This window comes from Paenirhodobacter populi (assembly GCF_004022215.1).
GTDB lineage: Bacteria > Pseudomonadota > Alphaproteobacteria > Rhodobacterales > Rhodobacteraceae > Rhodobacter > Rhodobacter populi.
Genome location: NZ_SAUZ01000087.1, coordinates 1 through 796 on the forward strand (window position 1 = coordinate 1; position 796 = coordinate 796).

1 protein-coding gene is annotated in these 796 nt (G+C 58.2%); it reads right to left on the reverse strand.

Annotated features, from left to right (window positions below; translation table 11 throughout):
* Positions 1 to 34: 34 nt before the first annotated feature.
* Positions 35 to 796 (reverse strand): IS3 family transposase (locus tag D2T30_RS22925; protein WP_128210660.1); only part of this gene is annotated, 762 nt, incomplete at its 5' end.

The window sequence follows — 796 nt, forward strand, 5'->3', positions numbered from 1 at the left end:
TGATCAGCCCCACTTGAGTGGTCCATTTTGAAAGTTAGTGGATGAGCAGCCTCAGGTCCATCGCGATGATGGCTTCCGGAGCCGGTGGTCTGTAGCCCAATGCGCTGTGTGGTCGTTTCGTGTTGTAATGCTTCCTCCACTGTTCGATCAGGATCTGTGCCTCGCGGAGGCTGTAGAAGACCTCCCCGTTCAGCATTTCATCGCGGAAGCGGGCGTTGAAGCTTTCGCAATACCCATTCTCCCAAGGCGAACCTGGCTCGATGTAAGCCGTTTTTGCCCCGACCGCGCCGATCCAGTCACGGACGAACTCCGGGCCGTTGTCGGAACGGATAAAGGCTGGCACGCCACGCAAGATGAACAGGTCTGTCAGCGCATCGATCACGTCTGTCGAGTTCAACTTGCGCCGCACCCTGATCGTCAGGCATTCGCGGCTGAACTCATCAAGGATGTTCAGCGTCCGAAACACCTTGCCGTCATCGGTGCGGCAGTGAACAAAATCATACGACCAAACATGATCCCGGTATTGCGGCCGCAACCGGACGCAGGATCCGTCGTTCAGCCATAGTCGGCCCTTCTTCGGTTGCTTTATCGGCACCTTCAGCCCCTCTCGCCGCCATAGGCGCTCGACACGTTTGTCGTTCACCTGCCATCCGGCATTCCGCAACAAGGCCGCAATCCGGCGATAACCATAACGGCCATATTGCCGAGCTAACTCAATCATGTCGGCGACAAGGCGATCTTCGTCCGCCCGCCCTCGCGGCAGCTTGCGCTGTGTCGAGCGATGCTGGCGCAGCAC